Source organism: Sphaerochaeta pleomorpha str. Grapes (genome assembly GCF_000236685.1).
GTDB classification, from domain to species: Bacteria; Spirochaetota; Spirochaetia; order Sphaerochaetales; family Sphaerochaetaceae; genus Sphaerochaeta; species Sphaerochaeta pleomorpha.
The window spans coordinates 3,031,512-3,049,309 of record NC_016633.1 but is presented as its reverse complement, the minus strand read 5'-3'; the positions used below and the strand labels follow the sequence as shown (position 1 = coordinate 3,049,309).

Below are 17,798 nucleotides of genomic sequence, written 5' to 3'. Positions count from 1 at the left end.
CCTATTCCTCCTTCTTCCCTGCTATGTTCATGGTGGGAATATGAGCATCGTTTGGGACACTTCCCTTTCTCTTATTTAAAGAGCGTACCTTATCCAGTGCTTTCGTGAAAAAAGCTCTGGCTACAGGCGATGCAACTACCATGAGAATGATAATGAAGATTGCCTTGAATACCTTGATCATCGCCGGTTCAATCTCCAGCCTAAGCAGGGTCCTGTTCAGCATCTCTATGGTGTATGCACCGATTATGGAACCGGTAATGCTGAACTTTCCACCGCCTAGAGAGTTTCCGCCTATTGCCACGGCAAGGATTGCATCCATCATGATCAGTTTGAGCAAGTTTACACTATCGTGACGACCTGCCTTGTTAACTGCGATGAAGCCCGCAACTGCAGAACAGAAACCCATAATCAAAAAGGTCAGAAATATGATTTTCTTTGGATTGATACCATTCAGACGTGCCGCATTCGGGTTTATTCCAACAGCCTCTACATAGAGCCTGAGATTCGTTGTCTTGAACACCACTGCGATAAGAACAATGAAAACAACAGTCAGGATAATTGGAGTTGGTATTGGTATTCCCGGTATTACAGTGCCGATTTTATTCGATATATCGTTAGCCAGGATGGGAGACAATTTCCCGTCGATCATAAAGGCTATAGACCTGCCCCCGGTAAACAGTATGAGGGATGCAACCATCGGCTGAACCTTGAATATAGAAACCAGGGTGCCGTTAAATGCACCAAGAACCAAGCCCACGACGCAACTTAAAAGGAAAGCTACAACTATGGTAAGAGGTGTGACCTCACTGGCTTGAAGGACATATTGGACAAATATTGCGGAAGTAATGGTCGCACTTTCCCCAATACTGATGTCCTGTCCTCGTGAAGATGCAGTTATCAAAGTCATACCTATGGACAAAATGACTAACTCCGAAGCCCCAAACAAGATATTCGGGATATTTCCGTATAATGCCCCATTAACCATGGTAATGCGGAAATAATCGGCGCCCTTTACCAGATTGATGATAATAAGCAGAGCCATAACCGAGAGTGGGAGAAAAAGGTGAGAAAAGCTTTTTTTCATTTTACTCATACGTTCTTTCCTCCCTTTGCTATTACGTTCATTACATCGTTCTCCGTCAAACCCGTTCCCCTGAGTTCCCCTACGATTTCACGGTCTTTCATGACTATCAAGCGGGAACAGGTTCTGATCATCTCGCCAATTTCTGAGGAGATGAATGTCACGCTCATTCCTTCATTAGCAAGTTGAATCACAAGTTTCTGAATCTCAACTTTGGTTCCAACATCAATTCCACGGGTTGGTTCATCCAGAATCAAGTACTCTGGGTGAGTGAGCAGCCAGCGGGCCAGAATGACTTTCTGCTGGTTTCCTCCAGACAGAGATCTGATCGGAGTATTGGCAGTCGGAGTCTTGATGTTTAACTTTTCAATATAATCATCGGCAAATTCCTCAGCCTGCTTTAATGAGAAAGGTTTGAAAAAGCCTTTCAGGACCTGCAGCGTTAGGATGATATTGTCCCGTACCGACAGGTCAGCAATAATACCATCACCCTTGCGGTCCTCAGGCAGATAGCCTATTCCTTGCTTTATGGCATGTAAAGGTGTTTTGATCTTTACCCGTTTGCCCTTCATCTTCACCTCGCCACCTGTTACCTTGTCTGCAGTAAAAATCGCGCGGGCACTTTCACTGCGTCCGGAACCGAGGAGGCCGGCAAACCCGTTCACTTCACCTTTTTGTATGGCAAAGTTGAAGGGTCTCACCCCCGCAACACTGGAAAGCCCTATCCCTTCAAAGACAGGGTCTGAGGTGTCGGTTACAACAGACTCATGTTTCTTTAGTTTTGTGATGTCCTCAAGAACATTCCCCAGCATCTTCGAGATCAGTTCGATTTGAGGAAGTGAGGCTGTTTCATATTCTCCGACCAGCTTACCATTGCGAAGCACGGTAATCCTGTCGCTGATTTCGTATACTTGTTCGAGAAAGTGGGTAATAAAGATGATTCCCACACCTCTATCTTTCAGCTCACGCATGAGCTCAAAGAGTTTATGTACCTCATCTTCGTCAAGAGAAGATGTTGGTTCGTCCAGAATAAGTATTTTACAGTCCATATCGACTGCACGAGCAATCGCAATCATCTGTTGCACTGCAAGCGAACAGCTTGAAAGTTCCTGCGTTGGGCTTGCCGGAATACCGAGTGAGGCAAGCAACTGTTCCGCTTTTTCGTTCATCTGTTTCCATTTAACGACTGGGCCGTGACTACGGCCGATAAACATATTTTCAGCCACAGTCAAATTGGAACACAGCATTATTTCCTGATATACTGTACCTATTCCTTTGTCTTGCGCTTCTTGGGGCGTCTTAAAGTGGATAGGTTCTCCCTGCAAGGTAATTAAACCAGCGTCTTTCTCGTAGACTCCGGTAATGATTTTTATCAGTGTGGATTTACCTGCCCCGTTTTCGCCCATGAGGGCATGGATTTCACCTTTTCGCAGCTTGAAGTCCACTCCATCCAGAGCTTTGACCCCTGGAAATGATTTGCTGATATCCTTCATTTCAAGTATGATTTCTGACAACAATCAAAGATCTCCTTATACTGATACGGTACAACCTAACTGCGGTGCGGTATGCAGAATTATATCCGCGTACCGCACTGCATATCTAACATAGTGGTGTTTGTAAATTATTACAAATACTTATCTTGTGACTACGCCCTTACCAGGATCTGCGTTGATTCCCCACTTATCGATGAGTTCATCGGTAATGGTATCGGTTGTCAAGAGAAGCTCTTCCTGATAGACGATTCCGTTAGGAATGGTTCCACTCTTAATCCACTTGGCGATCTCTGCTGCCTGACGGGGGTTGCACTGCATGTCGGCATCCCAGTAACCAGCCTGTACGTTCCGAAGTGCAAATCTGTTAAAGTCAAATCCAATGACCTTGACCTTTCCGCCCTTTCCATGAGTGATGCCAGCTGCTTCGAGAGCCTGTACTGCACCTTGTGCCATACCATCGTTCTGGGCATAGATGACGTTAAAATCTTTGCCAGCTGCAATTGCTGCTTCAACAACCTTACGGGCTTCTTCAAGACTCCAGCTATCTCCACCAGTTCCATCGGCAACTATGTTGAGTTTTCCAGCTTTTGCAGCTTCGAGCACTGCTGCACTACGGCCAATCTCAGCTGCAGAACCCATCTGTCCACGAATGAGGATTAGATTGATCTTATTAAGACCAAGGTTCAAAACCCATTCCACTGCCTTCTTACCTTCATAGCCCATATCCGAAAGGATTGCTGCCTGGTAATTGGACGCGTCAGTATCGATTGCGCGGTCAAACAGAATTACTTTAATACCAGCATCTTTTGCTGACTTCAGGGTGTCATCCCATCCAGAAGCGTTAGCCGCTGAAATCAAGAGATAGTCCACTCCGTCTCGAATGTAACCCTTAGCGGCAGCGATCTGCTCGCTGTTGTCGCCTGTATTGGTCTGCTTTGCATCATAGCCGTTAGCAGTTGAGAACACATTGTTCATGTCTTCAACATTAGCCTGGCGATATCCGGATTCTTCTGGCGGCAGATTAACAATACCAATCTTTGTCTGACCAGCAGTTTCCTTTGCACCAGCTGCGAACAGAACACCTGCCCCCAACAGAACCAGAATCAACATAATGCTTAGAGCTTTTTTCATGTTCTCCTCCTTTTAAGGAATCACAAAAAAAATTTGGATAGTCATTCAGCGGCAACGCCGCTTCCATTGCTAAAAGACTAAATCCTGCAATACCAGAAGTACATGTTGTATTCTATCGAGTTTGGTATATTATTTTACGCTTTCAAGCCAAATCCAAAGCAAAGAGAAAAAAGGTATGTTATTTTACGATAAAGGTTTGTTTTCTTCCGATTCTAGATGAATTTGTGCACCTGTCATGAAAAGTTAGCATAGAAAATGGGAATTCCACAATTACATTTATCCAAAGTAGAGATGCATTCTTACGTAAGGAATGCGTTATAGGTTATTGGCTACTTCTGATGAAGGGATCTGTCTGATAAACCGTAGGATAAGCATAAAACACATCCACAGCATGACTTGCATCGTCCTCTGGCAAGACCAGTCAACTTGATTTCTGTAAATAGTCAACAGCAGAAACCAATCCTGGTTTTTTGTTGAATGCTTTTCAGTACTGAAACGAGACAAATGAGCAGCGTAAAGAACATATAATCGGTTTGGTATTTCTGATAGAAAAGAGCCTGTGAGCTCGGCTTCACCGGCGGAATTTTTCGTTCAAGGGTGATGTACCCGGGCGAACCCTGCTTGTAGGCGCCGGCCTTCTGGGCATCGACGAATTTCCTCCTCAGGTGCGCAGCACAAAGGCAGAGGGTGAACCGGTAATCCTGTTTGCTGGTCTGGTAGCCGGCGTCGGCGTCAGCCTGCAGATATCCGTTGTACTCCCCCACCATGCCCTTCAGCACATCGCTGGAGCGTGATAGGTCATACTGGAAATAAGCGGCCGGCTTGTGGGGAGTCGCACTGCACAGGACCCCGGTGGGATACCCAAGTTCCCTTACGACGGAACAAGCGCTCTTGTCAAACTTTATATAAAGTTCAACGGCTTTCTTCCTTTCTTCGTATGAATACATTCCCCTCTCGTTATGGAGTCCAAGATAATGTCTTCACCTCCTCAATGAAAAACTTCCTTGACATTCACAGTTTGCTTCAGTGTTTGGCATCTTATATCTTATGAGATCCCTTCATGCATTCTGAGACGAAGGGATCTCAGGGTATTGTCCATGCCTGGGTAAATGCGAAAGAGGCCATTTCAAAACTTGATTTTGAGATGGCCTCTTTGTACATGAAATACGTTACGTTAAAACACTACACACCAAAAGGAACATACCCCCCGATAACTTTAGGCAGAAAAAGACTGATGTCTGGAACGAATGATACCAACAGCAGCGCTATAATCATGCACATATAGAAAGGAAGCGTTGCCTTGACAACCCGTTCCATGGAAATCTTTGCTACAGCCGACCCAATGAACAGCACTGCTCCTACCGGAGGGGTCAACAGCCCGATACCACAGTTGAGCACCACCATAATGCCGAACTGGATAGGATCGAGGCCACAGGCTCCTGTTGCTATCGGGAACAAAATCGGAGTTGCAATGAGAATGATCGGTGCCATATCCATGATCGCACCCAACACCAAGAGAATGACATTCAAAAGCAAAATCAAAAGTATCCTATTGCTGGTAAGACTGGTGATTGCAGCAGCTGCAAGATCGGGAACATGAAGCGTAGTGAGACAATACCCGAACACTGAGGAAGTAGAGATGAGAATGAGTACTATGGCAAGCGTACCCACACAATCATCCAAGACCTTCCATACACCCTTCCAAGTTAGGCCTTTGTACACGAAGACCGAAACAATCAAGGAATAGATTACTGCAATTGCAGCAGATTCAGTGGCAGTAAAAAAGCCTGCCACAACACCGATGACAACGATTATAACTGCTGCGAGCGCCCAGAAGGATTTCCCCAACTGGATAATGAAGTTCTTTGGACTGAACTTTTCTCCCTTTGGATAACCGCGCTTCACCGCGAAAATGTAAGAGCCGATCATCAAGGTGACAGCAAGGAGCGCGCCAGGTAGATAGCCGGCTAGGAAAAGGCTTCCAACGGAAATTCCCCCTATCGTTGTCGCATAGATGACCATGTTGTGACTCGGAGGTACAAGCAGTCCCTCACAGGAACTGGTAATGGTGACGGCAGTGGAGAAGTCTGCATCATAACCTTCATTGACCATCATAGGAATGAGGATTGAACCGAGGGAAGCAGTATCGGCAGCAGCCGACCCGGAGATGCCCCCGAAGAAGTAGGAAGCAACAATATTTACTTGGGCCAACCCTCCCCTCATCCACCCTACGCAGGCATTTGCCAAAGCGATGAGCTTTTGTGAGATTCCACCGGAACCCATCAACACACCCATGGTGATGAAAAAAGGAACAGCCATCAAGGAGAACGAGCTGATGCCTTTGACCATAAGTCGGCAGATATCATTCAAATTGTTCCCTTGGAAGAGCATGCAAAAGACAGAGGAAAGGCCTACCGCATAGGCGATAGGGAAACGGAGAAAGATCATGACAAAAAAGCTCCCTAGCAGTATTAGGACTGCGATGCTATTAACGTCCATCAGGCCTTCTCCTCTTCCTTCACATAGAAGGACTTAATATGGTTATAAATCGACTCAAGCTCAAAAATGATCATGGCAACTCCTGCAAGAGGTACAGGGAAATACATCCAAAATCGGCTAAGCCACGGCATGGAAACATAGAAGCCTCGTCCTCCCAGCGTTGTGGCATACCGCCAACCGACATGCGCCATGATCAAGCCAAGACTGAGGACGGCAATATCGGAGAGGATATCGAGAATCTTGATAGCAAGCTTGGGAAGATATTTATCGAAAGCCGTCATCCTGATATGTGAACCCTTTCGTATGGCAAGGGCTGCGGAAAGAACTGCCATATAGGACATGCAGGTCAGCACCACTTCTTCCGACCAAGCCGGATCCTTCAGAAAGGGAAAGTACTGATTGAGCATACGGCCGGCTACTGCATAACTGGTTATCGAAATGTCAGCTATAAGTAAAATTTTACAAACTAGCAGTACAATCCTATCTGTCCAATCATATGCCTTTTTAATTTTGTCCACAGTTGCAAAGAACTTTGGCATGGTTAATCTCCTGAGAATTGAAAAGGTGGGATTGAAACATCAATCCCACCTGGCGCTGGTTGTAAACCCTTATTTCATAGCCTTGATTTTCTGATACAGAGCTGCCTGGCTCTTGGTATTCTGTTCAATCACAGCCTTACAGGCGTCGGCCCATTCACCCTTGTTGGTGACTTCCACAATATTCACACCTGCTGTTTTGAGTGAGGTAAGAACCTCGTTCTCTGCATTTTCACTAATCTGCGCATTATACGCCTGTGCAAGCTTTCCAGCTTCCATGATGGCGGTTCTCTGCTTCTCGGAAAGCTTGTTCCAAGCATTATCCGTGATAATGACCTGGATGGCACCAAGGGTATGGCCGTCAAGAATCATGTTGGGGGCAACTTCATGGAATGCATTGGACTTGTAGTTTGCAATCGGCTGTTCGGCTCCATCGACGACCCCGGTCTGCAGAGCAGAATACAGCTCACCAAAGGAAACAACGGTGGGAGAAGCACCAAGACCTTTTACCATGCCGTTCATAACAGGGTCGTTGGATACACGAAGCTTCATTCCCTTGAGGTCGCCCATCTTTTCAACCTTTTTGACTGTAAAGAAATGTCTGAACCCTTCCTCACCGTAAAACACTCCGCGGATAGGAAGACCGATGGTCTGGGGCTCGTTCAGGAATTCCGGAGCAAGTTCGGAGTTTGCAAAAGCCCAGAAATGTGCCCGGTTCTCAAAAGTGAACGGGATGGAAAGAAGCTTGGACTTCTCAGCGCCATAGCTGGTAAGTGCGAAGGCGGAGATTCTGGACATATCGATCGACGTAGCACCGCCGAGGATTGAGTCAAGCACATCATTCTCTGAGCCAAGTACACCTGAAGCCTGGATGTCGATGGTAACTGAACCATCACTGAGCTTTTCAACCTGTTCCTTGAAATACAGGCCGGTCTTTCCCACAATGGTATCAAGTGGATTGACCTCTGCGTATACAAGCTTGACGTTTTTTTCGCCTGCAGGAGCTGCAGCTGTACTTTCTTTCTCTCCCGCAGCAAAAACCTGGGAAGAACAGAGTAAAAGTGCCAAAAGAACAAACGCTACACGTTTCATAATAGCCTCCTCTAATACATTCGACCTGATTACCACAGGCATAAGCAAAAATGTAAGAGCGAGAAATCGGGAACGCAAGTGCCAGTTAAAGAAAGTGCAACCTATCCAAAAAATTGAAAACTCTAGGCATCGCCAATTCTCTTAACAATTTCGCGCTGTTGCGGGCTGAGTTCCTCGTACAGTGGCTCCATGGATTTCTTCAGCTCAAGCAGGTCTTCCTTGCTGGGAATGGTGAATATCACCCCGGATTCCACTGCTGCCTCGTAGGCGCGTTTCTCCTCTTCCTGCCAAAGCTTTCGTTCATACAGTCCGCTCTCCTTTGCACACTCGATAAGGACATCGACAAACAAAGGATCGACAGCCGCCACCTTTTCTTGGGCATCTACACTGATCATCACCACCTCCGGCAATCGGAAGTGTTCATCTTGGTAGAAATAGGGAGCGGCCTGGTTGTGGTCCATGAACACGTAACTAGGGAGATTGTTCTCCGCTCCATCGATACGCAGTTTCTGAAGTGCGGAATAGATATCTTGATAAGGAATCTGCACCGCCTCAGCACCTAGCAATTCAATTGTTCTGCTCATCATGTCATTCTCTTGAACCCGGATGGTCAAGCCTTTCAGTGAAGAGATATTTGCGATGGGGTTTCTGGTGTAGAAACTCCTGGCCCCTGCATCATACCAGGCCAAGCCGACAATACGTTCACCTGACATATTGCGCAGGTACATGTCTCCAATCTCCCCATCAAGGACCCTCCACATATGCTCGTTATCGGTGTAAAGGTAAGGCAACTGAAGCGTCCAAAGCTCGGGGAAGAAACGATAGAGAGTCCCCAGCGAGAAACGGGACATATCGATACCCCCGTAGGACATCTGCTGCATTACGCTGGTTTCGGACCCCAGCACACTATCGGGATACACCCTGAGCTCTATTCTTCCTCCAGTCCGCTCTTTCACCAGTTCTGCAAGATACTTTGCCGCCTCAACCGTCGGGTACCCAGAGCTCTGATTATCTGCATACCGGAGTACCAATTCTGGATGGCTCGGCTGATCTTTTCGACACGAGAAGCACACGAGGACCAAAGTCAGAGCGACAAGCAGGAATCTTTTCATCTTCGCAGGCCCCTTCCCACTTGGTTTCGGTATTCAGTAGGAGTAAGCCCGGTGTTTTTCTTAAAGGCACGAGTGAAATAGCTTGAACTGTCGTAACCCACCATTGTGGCTATTTCGGAGGCGGACTTGAAAGGATCGGCAAGGTGTTCCTTTGCCGCCTTGATCCTGAGATTTGTAATATAATCGAGAAAATTGATCCCAGTGCATCGCTTGAAAATACAGCTGAGATAGGATGAATTGATATTCAACAGGCTACTTACCGAATCCAGGGAGAGATCGTAGTTCATGTAGCTGTATTCAAGATATTTCTTCACTTTGGCCATCATCAAAGTTGCTTTGTCGGTCACCTCCTCGAGGCACTCGCCGTCCGATGATTGCACAGCCAACAGCTGTCGTTCAGCCTCGACCTGACTGACCGCGCGCTTGACGGTCCTCAAAACATCCTCCTTATCCACCGGCTTCAGGATGTAATCGAGAACTCCTAGTTTGACAGCTTCACGGGCATAGGAGAATACACTATAGGCAGTAATGAAAATTATTCGGGTGGAAGGTTTATCCTTCAGGATCCTCTGGGAAGCTTCCAATCCATTGAGTGAGGGCATCTCGATATCCATGAGCACCACATCCACATCATACAACGATGCATAGGTAACGGCCAACCGCCCATTTTCCGCTTGATAGATTTCCAAAAGAGGATTGGGGGAGAGGAATGTGCATAAAATCTCTCGTTCAATGCTCTCATCATCAGCTATCAACAGTTTGATCATCTTCTTCTCCTTTCTTTTCCAACAATGGCATTTCAACTCGAATTACCGTGCCTTCGCTCTTCCTTGAATCCACCTCCAAGCGGCAACGGGAATCGAGCAACTTCAATCGTGCTGCTACAGAATAGAGTCCTATATGCTCTCCGGTAACCGGTGGATTGAGTAGCCGGCTCTGCAGTATCTGAAGCTGTTGAACCTCCATTCCCACCCCATCGTCCTCGACCCGAATACACAGCAATCCGTCCAGCTCCTTCAAAGTGAGCCAGACACTCCCCGAAAGTTCTTTCGGTCCAAGTCCATGCTTGAATGCATTTTCCACCAATGGCTGGAGAAAGAAGGAAGGAACCAATGTCTCGGTCAATATAAGAGAAGGCGAGACATCCCAGAAAAGTGATACTTTTTCCTTGAATCGTGCCTTGTAGAGGCTGTAGTACTCATCCACAATCCGAATCTCACGGGAGAGAGGAACCATCACCTCATTATCAGCCAAAACATAGCGGAACAAACGAGCAAGAGAAGAAAGCAGGGCATCGGTTTCTGCTGCATGCTCCTCCTGTGCCGTGTATTTAATCACATTGATGGTATTGAAGAGAAAATGAGGATTTATCTGGCTTCGAAGCAACTGTAGTTTCTCGCGTTCGAGCAGGTTCTGCATTGCCAAGGCCTCCGTATTCTTTCTATGAATCTCTTTCTCCATCTCATTGTTCGCAGTGAGCAACCTCACCTGATTCCTCATCGCCTGCTTCATTTCATTGAACGCGTGCGCCATGTCACCAATTTCATCCTTTCGATGCACAGAAATCTCAGGCCTGTCATAGTCTCCTGCCGCAATTGCTTTGGAAGACCTTGCCATCTCCTGCACAATGGAAAGGATCCGTATGACTTCCCTGAGGGCGGCGAACCCGAATAGGATCATAACCAAAATCGTCAGGGAGTATAGGAAATCCAAATCATCGTTAAGCCCCATCAACCGGTCGTAGGTAGATTGGTTATCCATGATTGCCCGCTCGATAAGCTGCTGGACATAGAGATGGAGGTAGTGGAGGCAAGGTTCGAGATCGGAGTAATACACTTCGGAGGCTTCATTTACGGAATTGTTGATAAGCAAGTCCTGCATATAATCAAGATAACCACGATAATTTTTGTAGGTAGTAGCCACTGCCTGCACAAGAAGATATTGCTCAATCCCAATGTTCTCCATATTTGCATCAATGGTTCCGAGAATTTTCTCAGAGAGTTCATTTTCCCGCCTCAATTCGGAAAGAAGGGATGCAATATCCCCGAAATCCCAACGATAGGAGGAGAGCTCCTCCCGTGTCTGCCCCAAAGAGTTGAGCAGCAGGCTGATTTTCTGGACATTGCCGGAACTCTTCTGTATCGGATACATGATGAATCGTTCCCGATACATCGACATTCCCAGCTGGAGGAATATGAAGAGGGAGAAGACAATGAGAAAGAGAAATATTCTGCGAAAAAGATTCAGGCGCAGGCCTTTTTCCTTATGTGTTTCCATGGGTATTTGCATCCATATTAGCATTCAATATGCAAAATGAGAATGAAATGAAATCACATATATGATATAGTCGCCCTATGACCATTCAAGTGTATTTGAACGAAAGCCACTTTTGGCAGTTTCTCATCTTCAACTTCCTCAAGCACCTGAAGCTGTATATTCGTCCAGTTATCTTTGCGTCCATCCTCACCGTATCTGCGATTATTTGCTTTCTGATGTACCAGGTTGAGGGTGCAGTCCTACTGGGCACCATACTGCTTGTGACAGGCCTGGGAATGCCGATGGTTTATTTTGCGTCCGTCTTCTTCTCGTTGAAAAAACAGGTTCGGTTGCAAAACCTAGACCCTCCTCGCCTCGTCTATACCTTGCAGTTCTCAGAGGATTCGGAAGTACTGAAAATTTCCAACGACAAAGAACTGGCAAGCTACCGATGGCAGGATGTATTTCATGCATATTACGAAGATGAAAGCATCTACCTGTTCATCACGAAGGACAGGGCATTTTTGCTCCCTTGTGCGTTGCTTGAAGACAGAGACAAGGTGTGGAAATCCATCACAGCAAAACTCCCGGTTGATCGTTGTAGCAGACATCATTGATGCATCGATTAGGCTACCGGGGAAAGAACCTCGGTTGGGGGAATATGCACAACGCAATGCCATTTGAAAGGGCTTTGCAGTTTCACCAAAGAGGAAACGAACAGATGGTTCCTCTTTGGGACACAGTACAAAGCAATTTGGATATAAAGCGAACATGCTTCCCCTTCGAATCCCGGTTATATTTTTCTACCTACCATTTGGATGATATTGAAATACTTACCGGCTCCTGCTTCCATCATCACGAGATCTTGCTGTGCATAGGGGTTGGGAGATTGCAGCCATTCATCCCAGGCCTGTTTGCATGAGTCCATTTCTCGCTGCATGGTAATGGTGATGCCCGATTCTTTTTCCCATAACGCCCGCCACCAAGAACAGGAATAAAAATACCATTCAGGTGTCCAGAAGGGTTGCACTTCCTTTGGCAACTGCCCTTCAGGGAAATCTTGTATGAATCCAGGTACGGCAACAGCCACATAACCCCCTTTTTTCACAAAAGGCAGTAGCTTTGGCAACATGCTCTCATTATTTCCAAAGTACTGATAGGAATCCACGCTTATGATCATGTCGAAATACTCATGGGCAAACGGTATCTCTTTGGTTGCATCAACCAGGAAGGGAAATATCTTCGAATCAAGGCCCAGGCTTGTGAAGCGTTTTGCGTTTTCACTGGGGGAAATCCACAAATCGGCTGCAAACACGGTCACATCATATTTTTTGGCAAGCAGAATCGAAGAAATTCCCGTTCCGCAACCTAGGTCAAGAATACGCATACCTGGAGAAATCGGGAGAAAACTCGCCATTTCTTCTGTAATGCGCATGGCATTCGGACCCATCATGGTATCCAGAAGAAAAGCTCTGTCATACTTATCAGTAAAAGAAGTTCTCATTGTCATTTTCCTTATATCTAAAATGTTTATCAACATTCTACGTTATGCAGCTTCCAAATGCATCCCACTTCTTGTTTCAGAAAGGAAAAAGCGCCCCAAGCGAAGTCGGGGCGCTTTGATTTCAGCCATTTTTACAGGCGTTGATAATTTTGTATATAGCTTTTTCTGACAAGAAATATTCTTCAGCCAAGTCGCCAACAGAACAACCTGCCAGACGTTTGTCCAGAATTTCCCTGTTCCTGGCCTTTACAATATTCCTAGTATCTGTGTTTGCACCCCACGGCAACTTGCTGTCCTCTTTACGTGGAATGTACATATACTCGCCGTCTATATACTGTTGAACCGCACTCAATAAATGCTGCGGTAATACATCGTTTGCTTTTTTGTAGCCCATTATGCTCCCCCCTACGTTTGTGTCAGGATTGAGCAAGAGCTATTGCCTATGCCTTATTGTAGTATGCAATAGCCCTTGCTATGCATAACGAACCGAATCCAATGTACTGAACATCCAAGCTCCTTGTTAAAAATTAGTCATTATTCTTAATAATGCATGCACCTCATTAGTGAATGATAGGCTGACAAGGTAACCCGGTCAATATGCTGTTTACAAAATTGATAACATCTACACCAAAGAACCTTGATGCGACTTGATTGTACACCAACTCGTCAAGAGGTTTTCTTTCACTGCAATGGGAACTCTTGAGAACGTAGCTTCAGGGCTCACACGAAAAAACAAAGCTATCCGTTTGAGCTTTAAAAGGACGATGTGTCCAAATGGTTCTGGTCTATTCTCGGACATGAATTGTCACTTATATCACAGATTGTATTGTAGAGGTTTGAAAGTTCCAACCTACAAGTCTGTTTCCACCGTATGGATCGAGTTTTAGAATTGAATATTTCCGATTGAAAGTTTGACTTTCGGTCCTCCATAAAATATGATAGTTAGAATAAAATTCTGGTATTTAAGGTTTTAGATTAAGGGGTTTGCTAGTATGAGTGACAGGGATACGATCCAGATTATGATCAAGGGTGTCGTGGAGCATTCCGCGGAAGAGGAAATTAAAACCAAACTTGATAAGGTCAAAAAAGAGAATCGTCCCCTCAGGGTTAAATTAGGACTTGATCCTTCAGCTCCAGATATACATCTTGGACATGCCGTGGTTTTAAGAAAACTGCGGCAGCTTCAAGAACAAGGCCATACGGCGATAATCATAATCGGTGATTTCACAGGAATGATCGGTGATCCTACCGGAAAGTCAAAAACTCGAAAACCGTTAACGAAAGACGAAGTCCTGGTTAATGCTAGGACCTATGAAAAACAGATATTTAGAATCTTAGTAAAAGAACAGACCGAAATCCATTTCAATAGTTCATGGCTCAACAAACTTACATTCTCCGATGTAATTACATTAGCTTCAAAATGTACGGTAGCCAGGATGCTTGAAAGAGATGATTTTACGAAACGGTTTACCAAGCATGAACCGATAGCCGTTCACGAGTTTTTCTACCCGTTGATGCAAGCTTATGATTCTGTTGCGATCGAGGCAGATGTTGAACTGGGAGGGACAGATCAGATTTTTAATATCTTAATGGGGAGAAACATTCAAAAAGATTATTCCCAAGACCCTCAGATCACTTTGTTCATGCCTTTGTTGGAAGGTGTAGACGGAGTTGAAAAAATGAGCAAGAGCCTAGGAAATTACATAGGCATTGATGAGGATGCGAACATCATGTTTGAGAAGATTATGAAAATACCTGATGGATTGATACTCAAGTATTTCAACCTCTGTACTGACATGCATCCAAATGAGGTTGAGACAATTAGAAACAGACTGGCTGGGGGCGAAAATCCACGGGATATCAAAATTGAGCTAGCCCGAGAAATAGTCTCTCTTTATCATTCTCATGAGGAAACAGCCAGTGCTGAAAATTATTTCAGATCCGCATTTCAACAGGGGAGACTCCCTGATGATGCACCTGTAATTGCTATTTCACCCGATGTTTGTGAGAACGTACAAAACACCTTACTTGAAGAGCTAATGATTGCGGGTAAGTATACTTCAAAAAGTGAGCTACGCAGATTATTTTCTCAAGGTGCTGTGTCCATCAATAATGAGAAAGTTTTTGATGTAAAAACAATTTCATTGTCTACCGGAAACAATATTATAAAGATTGGAAAAGGGAGATTCTTCTTGGTAGTACTCGCAAAAGATGACAGATGAAAATAAGAATCCAAATATTTCAGGGTACTGTGACAAATTGAGCCAGCTTCTTTGGCTAGACCATATCAAGCACGATTTCATCATTATCGACAAGATAGCCGAATGAGTTACATTTTCATAAAATTTATGTAAGAACTGTTCAAATTTTTCCGATAATTTTGACTATGCAATTTCTTTAAAAGCTACTCTATTTCCGTACAGCAACTCTTACGGTTTCTGCGTTGGATTTTATACCTAACAGGTTCGGGGTTTTGGGACCTTCTTCACCCATTTCACAGTCTTTTTCGTACAGTGCCGGGGTTTTACGAACCTGGTTCCCGCGTTCGCCGATCTTGATGTTGGAGCGCTTCGCCTTCCGTCTCTGTACCCGCTTGAAGCGACGTTCGTGAATGGCTATGGTGCGAGGGTTTCTTGACCAGTGGGTATCGAAGTGTTACGACAGATTCTTTGTGGAAGTAATTCTTACGTGAAATAGAAACTTTCTGAAGATACAGGATTTCTCCAAAATCATATGAAAAATGCCAAGATTGATTAAACAAGAATACAAGTTTTACTATACGCTTAGTATCATCTTCTTCGATCTGGAGCTTAGATATGGATAATCAGATATCACTGGCAACAACCATCATTGACTACATCGAGAATCATTTGGATGAGAAAATGAATCTTGAGTCGATTGCCAAAGAAGTATCCTATTCAAAGTTCCATATCCACAGAGTTTTCAGTGAAACCGTTGGGATGCCACTTTTCACCTATTTGAAACGTCGCCAACTCACCGAGGCGGCCAGCATGCTCACACAATCAGAAATCCCGATCCTGGACATCGCTTTGATGATCGGATATGAAAGCCAACAAGCATTCTCAACTATGTTCAAGGCTTTATACAAGAAAACACCAAATACATTTCGTCAGGATCAGCAATTTTATCCTTTGCAATTGCCATACAGCCTCCATGCATTCTCAAAAAACACCTTTTCAGGCATCAATTGGGTACAAGAGATCACATCGGCAACTATGCAGGAAATGTCTTGTTGGAGATCCTTCCTTCCTTTGATCATTGATGGGTTCCCATATTTAGAAGAAGAAAATTGTTTATTCGAACTTAAAAAGGCAATTGATAATGACCAGTTATTTAGTATCCAGGAGGAGGATGTAATAATCGGTGCGATAATCTTGGATCCAGAGACTGGTAAAATTCCTTTTCTAGGAATACACCCCCAATTCAAACAGAAAGGTGTCTATAAAGCCTTTTTTATCTGGGCTGCACAAGAAAGTCCTAGGGCAGAGAAGCTAAGCCTCACAACCTATCGAGATAGAGACAAAGCAGATACTGGTTACAGAACTATGCTGAAGAACCTAGGATTCAAAGAATCCAGATTCCTCGTTGAATACGGATACCCTACCCAGTCATTTGAGATTCCAAAAATCCAGCTATTAGGACAATAACCTTCCATGGAAACACATATCAATACAATACATAACACAATCGCTGCAAACTTTACTTTGAAATCCTTGCTACGCTTTACTCTGCCTACGGTAACCATGATGCTGTTTATGGGGCTCTATACCATGGTAGATTCAATACTCATATCCCGTTTTATTGGCACGGACGGATTGTCAGCGCTCAATATCATAACACCGGTCATCAATTTGATTGTAGGATTTGGGGGGATGTTTGCCACAGGCACAAATGCAATAGTTGCTAGAGAATTAGGAGAAGGAAATACCAATAGGGCTTCACAAGACTTTTCTCTGCTCGTAATTACAGCGATAGTGGCCGGTATAGGCATTGCAATAGCCGGCACTCTATGGAAAACCTCACTCATCCAAACACTTGGATCAAACAAGGTATTGTTCCCCTATTGCAATTCATATCTATCAGTACTACTGTTTTTCACCCCCGCAGCCATCATGCAAATACTTTTCCAACACCTGTTGGTGACTGCAGGTAAGCCTGGAGTAGGCCTGATGGTATCAGTAGGTGCTGGAATTCTGAACATTCTGCTAGATATCCTTTTCATCGTAGAATACAAAATGGGAATAGCAGGAGCAGCTCTCGGAACTGGACTTGCTTATACATTTCCCTCACTTGTTGGAATCGCTGTTTTCATTCAAAAGGATGCTGTTTTAACATTTTGCCGGCCTATTATTGACTTTCACGTGATAATTAAGAGCTGTAAAAATGGTTTTTCGGAGCTGGTCAGTCAAAGTGCAATGGCAGTAACTACTTTTCTATTCAACATAACTATGATGAAATTGGCAGGTGAAACAGGAGTCGCGGCAATAACAATCATGATCTATGCCCAATTTTTGGTTACATCAATCTATATTGGATTCTCAATGGGCGTCTCGCCAATATTGAGTTTTAATTATGGAAGCCACAATTCACCCCGGCTTACACGTATTTTCAGCTATTCATTTTGGATTATCGGTATCTTTTCGGGAATCCTATTCATCTGCTCCCAGCTGTATGGACCAGTATTGGTTTCATTCTTCACCGATACTACCTCACCCGTATATCACTTGGCTTCTACCGGGTTCCGCATATTCTCCTCCAGCTTTCTTTGCAGTGGTTTTACCATCTTTGCTTCAGCAACATTTACAGCATTTTCTGACTGGAAGCGATCAGCAATCATATCGTGTCTACGCTCTTTCATTTGTTTGGTAATCGCATTGATGCTATTTCCTCGGATCTGGCAGGAAACAGGAGTCTGGCTGGCAGTACCATTCTCAGAGTTTGCTTCCCTTCTAGCCTCGCTTATCTTGCTTCATAAATTCCGACATGTATATAATTATTGCCAGTCTAGACATTCAAAGCCATTTGCCTCACCTTGTCCTCATGAAATCAAATCGTGAGACAAGGACATCATTC

At 44.7% G+C, this 17,798-nt stretch carries 16 protein-coding genes; 4 read left to right on the top strand and 12 right to left on the bottom strand.

Annotated elements, in window-relative coordinates; genetic code table 11:
• Position 1: 1 nt before the first annotated feature.
• The 10 genes from SPIGRAPES_RS13900 to SPIGRAPES_RS13855 form a co-directional block, all read right to left on the bottom strand.
• Complete coding sequence (locus tag SPIGRAPES_RS13900) at positions 2–1,093, bottom strand: ABC transporter permease (RefSeq protein ID WP_014271383.1); 1,092 nt, start codon at positions 1,091–1,093, stop codon at positions 2–4.
• A complete protein-coding gene (locus tag SPIGRAPES_RS13895) occupies positions 1,090–2,598 on the bottom strand; it encodes a sugar ABC transporter ATP-binding protein (RefSeq protein WP_014271382.1) in 1,509 nt (502 codons plus the stop codon). The genes SPIGRAPES_RS13900 and SPIGRAPES_RS13895 overlap by 4 nt, the downstream gene beginning before the upstream one ends.
• Positions 2,599–2,715: 117 nt before the next feature.
• Entirely contained in the window at positions 2,716–3,705 is a 990-nt protein-coding gene (locus SPIGRAPES_RS13890; RefSeq protein ID WP_014271381.1) for a substrate-binding domain-containing protein, read from the bottom strand.
• A gap of 443 nt (positions 3,706–4,148) precedes the next feature.
• A complete protein-coding gene (locus SPIGRAPES_RS13885; protein ID WP_425358214.1) occupies positions 4,149–4,550 on the bottom strand; it encodes an IS66 family transposase in 402 nt (133 codons plus the stop codon).
• A gap of 337 nt (positions 4,551–4,887) precedes the next feature.
• The gene (locus SPIGRAPES_RS13880; protein ID WP_014271379.1) at positions 4,888–6,204 is read right to left on the bottom strand and encodes a TRAP transporter large permease; all 1,317 of its coding nucleotides are present in this window, start codon (positions 6,202–6,204) and stop codon (positions 4,888–4,890) included.
• Entirely contained in the window at positions 6,204–6,743 is a 540-nt protein-coding gene (locus SPIGRAPES_RS13875) for a TRAP transporter small permease (protein ID WP_014271378.1), read from the bottom strand. The genes SPIGRAPES_RS13880 and SPIGRAPES_RS13875 overlap by 1 nt, the downstream gene beginning before the upstream one ends.
• A 69-nt stretch (positions 6,744–6,812) precedes the next feature.
• The gene (locus SPIGRAPES_RS13870; RefSeq protein WP_014271377.1) at positions 6,813–7,832 is read right to left on the bottom strand and encodes a TRAP transporter substrate-binding protein; all 1,020 of its coding nucleotides are present in this window, start codon (positions 7,830–7,832) and stop codon (positions 6,813–6,815) included.
• A gap of 122 nt (positions 7,833–7,954) precedes the next feature.
• Entirely contained in the window at positions 7,955–8,944 is a 990-nt protein-coding gene (locus SPIGRAPES_RS13865; protein ID WP_014271376.1) for a TRAP transporter substrate-binding protein, read from the bottom strand.
• On the bottom strand, positions 8,941–9,711 hold the full coding sequence (locus tag SPIGRAPES_RS13860) for a response regulator transcription factor (RefSeq protein WP_014271375.1): 771 nt from the start codon (positions 9,709–9,711) through the stop codon (positions 8,941–8,943). Before SPIGRAPES_RS13860 ends, SPIGRAPES_RS13865 begins: the two co-directional genes overlap by 4 nt.
• Entirely contained in the window at positions 9,689–11,221 is a 1,533-nt protein-coding gene (locus tag SPIGRAPES_RS13855; protein WP_014271374.1) for a sensor histidine kinase, read from the bottom strand. Before SPIGRAPES_RS13855 ends, SPIGRAPES_RS13860 begins: the two co-directional genes overlap by 23 nt.
• Before the next feature lie 77 nt (positions 11,222–11,298).
• On the opposite strand from SPIGRAPES_RS13855, the gene SPIGRAPES_RS13850 reads away from it, so the two are divergent.
• Entirely contained in the window at positions 11,299–11,817 is a 519-nt protein-coding gene (locus tag SPIGRAPES_RS13850; protein WP_014271373.1) for a YcxB family protein, read from the top strand.
• Between the two features lie 176 nt (positions 11,818–11,993).
• On the opposite strand, the gene SPIGRAPES_RS13845 is transcribed toward SPIGRAPES_RS13850, so the two are convergent.
• Both SPIGRAPES_RS13845 and SPIGRAPES_RS13840 read right to left on the bottom strand, forming a co-directional pair.
• A complete protein-coding gene (locus SPIGRAPES_RS13845) occupies positions 11,994–12,704 on the bottom strand; it encodes an SAM-dependent methyltransferase (RefSeq protein WP_014271372.1) in 711 nt (236 codons plus the stop codon).
• A 121-nt stretch (positions 12,705–12,825) separates the two neighbouring features.
• Positions 12,826–13,098, bottom strand: coding sequence for a CD3324 family protein (locus SPIGRAPES_RS13840; protein ID WP_014271371.1), 273 nt, complete (start codon positions 13,096–13,098; stop codon positions 12,826–12,828).
• 598 nt (positions 13,099–13,696) lie between these two features.
• On the opposite strand from SPIGRAPES_RS13840, the gene tyrS reads away from it, so the two are divergent.
• The 3 genes from tyrS to SPIGRAPES_RS13825 all read left to right on the top strand — a co-directional run bounded on the left by tyrS (position 13,697) and on the right by SPIGRAPES_RS13825 (position 17,782).
• Positions 13,697–14,926 (top strand): tyrosine--tRNA ligase, encoded by a 1,230-nt coding sequence (gene tyrS, locus SPIGRAPES_RS13835; RefSeq protein ID WP_014271370.1) that lies wholly within the window; start codon positions 13,697–13,699, stop codon positions 14,924–14,926.
• Positions 14,927–15,574: 648 nt separating this feature from the next.
• Entirely contained in the window at positions 15,575–16,372 is a 798-nt protein-coding gene (locus SPIGRAPES_RS13830; RefSeq protein ID WP_172635102.1) for a helix-turn-helix transcriptional regulator, read from the top strand.
• 6 nt (positions 16,373–16,378) lie between these two features.
• The gene (locus SPIGRAPES_RS13825) at positions 16,379–17,782 is read left to right on the top strand and encodes an MATE family efflux transporter (RefSeq protein ID WP_014271368.1); all 1,404 of its coding nucleotides are present in this window, start codon (positions 16,379–16,381) and stop codon (positions 17,780–17,782) included.
• Positions 17,783–17,798: the final 16 nt, after the last annotated feature.